Here is a 5,650-nt window from a genome sequence, read left to right on the forward strand (position 1 = left end):
GTGGCGTCCCTCCTCGACGGCGATCTGCGATCGCTGAACCTGTCCGGGACCCTGGTCGGCTGTGACCGTGGCGCCGACACCTGGTCCCGCACCACCTGCCATCAGATCGTGGGCGCCGACCCGCATACCGACGGGGTGATCTACCGCTGCCGCAACAACCCCGCCGAACTTGCCCTGATGCTGCTCGACCGCGGGGCCCTCGACTCGGCCGCACTTCCCGTCGCCGAATCCCACGACGTCCTGAGCGACCCGAGCACCTGCGACGAGGTGGTCAAGGCCCCAGGCGAGGTCCACCACCTGAAATACGTGGGTGCGGGCAGCGCCCGGCTTCCGTAGCCCCGTCCTCGAGAACGGTCACGGACGGTTGGATGCGCATCCCGCGCCATGACGCAGTGTCGTAACTGGTGTTGGGATCGGCGGTCTAATGCGAGAATGGGGTCGCTGGTGTGGCACTCTCGCTTTCCTCCCGGCCGTGGTTGCGGGCACGACACTTTCCCGCCGCTGTTCGTTCTCGAGCTGCGTTTCGTGTCACGGCAGTCTCGAGGCCTTCGGTGCATGTGCGAAGGTCCCGCCGGGCTGACCGATATTCGTTGTAATTGGATGCAGTGCAAGAATATTCGCATTCGCCATTCTCGCGGCGGAAGAAGTTCCTGGCCTGCTTGGCCGCAGTGGTCCTGCAGGAGTCGGCACCGTCGACAGATGGTGCTCTGTATGTTTCTGCTGGACGACACGGGTGATGGCACGGGTCCTCGGGAATCAGGGCGGCCCGCGTGTGATTACTTGCCGTTTCAATCTGCTGGCGGTGAGAGGGCCGAAATGCCGCTACTGTGTGCGATCGACGATTGCCCGGCGAATAGGGAGAAAAATATGGCGGTATCACCGAGGGGTTCTGCAGGTTCGGCGCAAAAGACGACGAAAGAGATTCGTGAGTGGGCGATCGGGGAGGGATTGGAGGTGTCTTCCCGAGGCCGGATTTCGGCCGAGATCGAGCAAGCATTCGATGCCGCTCAAGCGAAGAAGGCTCAGGTCAAACCGGCGCCGGCAAAGAAGACGGCCGCGAAGAAGACCGCAGAGAAGAAGACCGCGGAGACGACAGCTGTGAAGAAGAAGGCCTTGAAGAAGGTACCTGGGGAAAAGGCCCCCGCAAAGCGGGCGGCGAGCAAGGCCCCAACGAGGAAAACGACCAAGCAGATTCGTGAGTGGGCGATCGGGGAGGGCATGGAAGTGTCCTCCCGCGGGAGGATTCCGGCCGAGATCGAGCAAGCCTTCGACGACGCGCAGGCGAAGAAGACTCAGGTCAAACCGGCGCCGGTAAAGAAGACGGCAGCGAAGAAGGCAGCTGCCAAGAAGACCGCCGCGGCAGCTCCGGTCATGACGGAAGCGGCGAGCAAAGCTCCGGCGGAGAAAAAGATAGGCGCGACGAAGGCGGCTGCGAAGAAGGCGACCGGGAAGAAGCCGGTCGCGGCGAAGGTGCCGGTGAAAAAGGCAGTGGAGAGTAGGGCTCCGATAAAGACGACGAACAAGGCGATTCGTGCGTGGGCGACCGCAGATGGCCGCGAGGTGTCCTCCCGCGGAAGGATTCCGGCCGAGATCGAGCAAGCCTTCCACGACGCTCAGACGCAGAAGGCTCAGGTCAAACCGGCGCCGGTAAAGAAGACGGCCGCAAACACGACAGCTGCCAAGAACATGACTGCGGCGGCGGCTCCCGTCAAGAGAGTAGCGGCGAGTAAGGCTCCGGCGAAGAAGACAGTCGCGACGACGACCGCCTCGACGAAGAAGGCCGGGAAGAAAACAGTCGCGACGAAGGCAACTTCGGAGAAAACGGCCGTAAAGAAGACGGCCGCGGCGAAGGCGCCGGTGCAAAGGGAAGTGGTGAGGAAGGCTCCGGCGAAGAAGCCGCCGAGGGAGATTCGTGAATGGGCGATCAAGGCAGGTCACGAGGTGTCCTCCCGCGGCCGGATTGCGGTCGAGATCGAGCGAGCATTCCATGATGCTCAGGCCGCGATGCCGGTCGCGTGACTTGCAACATGGCCCTGATGCACAGCGTGGCCATCCTGCCGGGAAGGCTACGAGCCTGTGGGGACCATGACCCTCGGCGGTGGGCAGTTGTCCGCCGTCGCAGCGGTGCCGGGGATGGGTGCGAGGTATCCCGGCGCACGTGACTTGACGATTCCCGCGCGGAATGGATCGGGAGGGTCGCATATGCGTTGGGGAACCGCCTGTGGCCGCGGTTTTCGGTATCTGAGCACCTACCGATGACACGATGGGCAGGTGGGGAGACAGAGCGGGATTTTCGGGGTTGTGGGTGTGGTCGTCGGGCTGGTTGCGGCGGTGGAGTTCGCCGCGTTTACTTCGCGGCCGTACGCGGTGGCGACGTCGTTCCGGCCGGAACTGACTGATCCATCGATTATTGCGGTGGCGGTCCTTGGTGGTGCCACGGTGGCCGGCGCCGCTTGCGGGGTGGTGCTGTGGCTGTCCGGGTGGCGGATGGTGCGGGACGCGGCGAGCGCGGATGAACGCTGCGGTCGGCGCACCTTTTTGCTGGGCCGGACCGTCGCCGCGGCCATGGCTGGTATCACGGTGGGGTTGTCGCCGATGCTGGTATTGCTGTATGCCGTCTTCACGGCCACGGTGGGCATCGCGGTGGAATGGGCAGTGGTGTTGGTGTTCTATGCCGGCAGTGCGGTGCTGGCGTATGGGTGCGCATTGCTGGGTGTGTGGTGGGTGCTGGCCGCGGCGGGCGATGATCGGCGCGCGGGAACCGTGCGGATGCTGGCGGTGTTGCTGCCGGTCGGTGCGTTGACGGCGACGGCCGCGGGTGTGGGCGTCGCTGGGTTGTTTGGGTATTCCACCGTCCCCGTGACGTTCGTGTGCGTTATCGCGGTGGTGGCCGCCGTGTTGACGGCCACGGTGGCGCTGGCTCGGGTGCTGACCCGGGCCCCGGCGGTGGGCGCCGGCGCCCGGTGACCTCACCCGCGGTACATGAGGGTGGCGGTACTCGGGCGCAGGTATCCACAAGGTTGTCCAGCCGGACCGCGGTGCGCCGAGCCGTGGCGCACCGCTCTCGGCCGGTACTTCTGGCCGGCCCAGGCATCCTCGAATCAGGGGTAGGTCGATATCGCGGGGTCGGGGTCGACGAATACCGGCTGCCTCTGGGACAACCGTGCACGGACGGCCTCGGACTGATTTGCGCTTCCGATGAGTCGATTAACGGCTATCTGCTCGGCGGCCAGCTGCTCAGCGAGGCTCACTCGTCCGGCTCTGTCGAGGAGTTTCTTTGCAGCGCGAATTGCGTCAGGGTTCCGCGCGGCGATGTTGTTCGCGAGTTCGAGCGCGGCCGATAGAGGTGACTCGTGCGGCTACTCGAGGATCATGTACGAGGCACTGGCCTCACCGCCAGCCCGTACATCCTGTTCATGGACGACGACATCGCCATCGAGCCGGATTCGATCCTGCGGGCGCTGGCGGTGTCCCGGTTCGCCAAGGCACCGATGCTGGTCGGCGGGCAGATGCTCAGCCTGCAGGAACGCGCGCACCTCCACACGATGGGTGAGGCGGTCGATCAGTCGACGTTCATGTGGACTGCTGCCCCGTTTTCGGGGTACGACCACGATTTCGCCGCGCACCCACTCACCGACACCGAGCACTCCCGCAACCTGCACCGGGTGGTCGACGTCGACTTCAACGGGTGGTCGACGTCGACTTCAACGGGTGGTGGATGTGCATGATTCCCCTCGCCGCGCTGCGGGCCGAGTATCCGGATGCGGTGGTGCTCGAGTCGGCGACCGCACTGCCCCGCGCCAGCGGCGATACCCTCCGGTCGGGAGCCCGGACTCCGACAAGGCTCGGGAAGATCGCGAGCCTGGCCGCGGCGGCGGCGAACAACCTCCGCCCGACCGATATCCGGCATCATCAGGTACCGCAGGCGAACTATGCACCGACCGAGGCGCGCTGGTTTCGCCTCGGTCGTATCGATGGCGTCACCGTGACCACTGCCGACGGCCGCGGCGTTGTTTACCGGCAGCGCGATCGGGGGCACCACCCGCTCATTGTTGCGCGAGTCCCTCACTCTGCATCGTCGACTCGACCACGAGTTCCCGGGGCTTCGGCAGCGTTACCGTGCGGCGGCTGCCGAGTTGGCGGGAAACACGAGATGGGAACAGATTTTCGGTGACGAGGACGCTGTTGCCCCCGGCTGAGACCCATGTCGTGGTGGTGACAACGGGGCCATCGACCCGCTGGCACCCTCGATGATGGCAAGGCCCCCGCGGACTCGGTGACCCTCTGCACTGGGCCTATGAAGCGCCGGCGGTGCTGTGCCTGTCGTCCGGTGTGGTTGATACGGTCCGGGCGTGTACAGCGTGGAGAGCGGTCGGACATTCACTGCGAAGCAAGGGCTCCCGTCCCCGGTGAGGAGAAGCCGGGAATTGCCGCCGGTGGTACCGGCGGAAGGGTTCGAGGTGTCGATGCGGGTGGGGTTTTCGTTCGGCGACGACCAGCTGGGGGAGCGTGGGTGGTTCGTGGACACGGGGATGCGTTGGACGAGGCTGTTGATCTGTGCGTGCAGAAGTTGACGGGCGGTGTGTGGGCGGAGACCTTCGCGTTTCGCCCGACGTTCGAGAATGTGGCGCGGTGGGCGTATGGCGAACTGTGTTCGAGCGTTCCGCAGCCGTCGTACGTCGAGCTCGACAACGAGACGATCGGCGTCACGACCAGGTACCTCGGTGCCGGCTGACCCGGTGTTCCGTCGGCGACGAGTCGGCGTTTCGTCCGTCCCACCCGGGGTAACGGACGAAAACGGTGTCGCGGTCGTGACTCGGTGTTGGGCATGAGGTCGGGTGCGAGTGACATTGATTGCCTCGGTTGCCCGGAACGGCGTCATCGGCCGCGATGGGGATCTGGCCTGGCGGGACCGCGATGATCTGCAACGGGTGAAGGGTTTGACGCTCGGGCGGACGCTGGTGATGGGGCGGCGCACGTTCGATTCCATTGGCAAGCCCCTTCCGGGTCGGCGCACGGTCGTCGTGACCCGCAGCACTGATTGGGCGCCGGCGGGTGTCACGGTGGTGGGTTCGATTCCCGAGGCTCTCGCGGCCGCGGGTGACGAAGAGGTCATCGGTTTCGGCGGGGGCGAGGTCTACGCTCAGCTGCTCGATAGCGCGGACTGTCTGGAGATCACCGAGATCGAGACCGATCTCGACGGGGATGTGGTGTTTCCGGACATCGAGCCCACTCGGTGGACGGAGACAGAGCGAATCCCACGGGACCGCTACAGCTGGGTCACCTATCGTCGAGCCGAGCCGCGATCAGCCCTCAGTAGCCCTCTTGGCGCAGGGTCTGCGGAGCTAAGGCCCAGGGCGGACCACTTCGGGGTGAGCCAGCCGGATCGTTGCTCAGGCAGGTCCGCACCCCGCCAGATCGCCATCTGAGGATCCGATTGCGGGAACCCTCTCTCTTGTCAAGCGAGGAGGCACCAAGCATTGGCTTGGTGCGGGTCGACTTGGGGAGCATTGACCCGCACCATTTCTCTTGCGCAACAGCCTGTCAGGGGCGAATCCGATGGATGTCCCGGGGGAAGAGGAGGGCGTATCGGATGTTGTCGACTTCGAGTAGTCGCGAGACCCACCGTTCTAGGGCGTGTCTCCCAATG

Annotated in this window: 4 protein-coding genes and 2 pseudogenes; all 6 read left to right on the forward strand. The window is 65.2% G+C overall.

What is annotated here, in order from left to right; translation table 11 throughout:
• Positions 1–336 (forward strand): annotated as a pseudogene (locus tag AZG88_RS54215) (hypothetical protein); the annotation flags it as partial.
• A 531-nt stretch (positions 337–867) separates the two neighbouring features.
• Positions 868–2,019 (forward strand): Lsr2 family DNA-binding protein, encoded by a 1,152-nt coding sequence (locus tag AZG88_RS50585; RefSeq protein ID WP_082833484.1) that lies wholly within the window; start codon positions 868–870, stop codon positions 2,017–2,019.
• A gap of 282 nt (positions 2,020–2,301) precedes the next feature.
• On the forward strand, positions 2,302–2,967 hold the full coding sequence (locus AZG88_RS26950) for a hypothetical protein (protein ID WP_156517632.1): 666 nt from the start codon (positions 2,302–2,304) through the stop codon (positions 2,965–2,967).
• Positions 2,968–3,345: 378 nt separating this feature from the next.
• Positions 3,346–4,199: pseudogene (locus tag AZG88_RS50590) on the forward strand (glycosyltransferase family 2 protein); the annotation flags it as partial.
• A gap of 362 nt (positions 4,200–4,561) precedes the next feature.
• Complete coding sequence (locus AZG88_RS54220) at positions 4,562–4,735, forward strand: hypothetical protein (RefSeq protein WP_231914212.1); 174 nt, start codon at positions 4,562–4,564, stop codon at positions 4,733–4,735.
• Between the two features lie 109 nt (positions 4,736–4,844).
• Positions 4,845–5,429 carry a dihydrofolate reductase gene (locus tag AZG88_RS26970; RefSeq protein WP_063886891.1) on the forward strand — a complete coding sequence of 195 codons (585 nt, stop codon included), beginning with the start codon at positions 4,845–4,847 and terminating at the stop codon, positions 5,427–5,429.
• The last annotated feature ends 221 nt before the right edge of the window (positions 5,430–5,650 follow it).

This window comes from Rhodococcus sp. LB1, assembly GCF_001583455.1.
GTDB lineage: Bacteria > Actinomycetota > Actinomycetes > Mycobacteriales > Mycobacteriaceae > Rhodococcus_F > Rhodococcus_F opacus.

Bases quoted from the DNA above. Each gene is read 5' to 3' on its own strand.
- AZG88_RS50585 (WP_082833484.1), top strand. From the start codon at position 868: ATGGCGGTATCACCGAGGGGTTCTGCAGGTTCGGCGCAAAAGACGACG.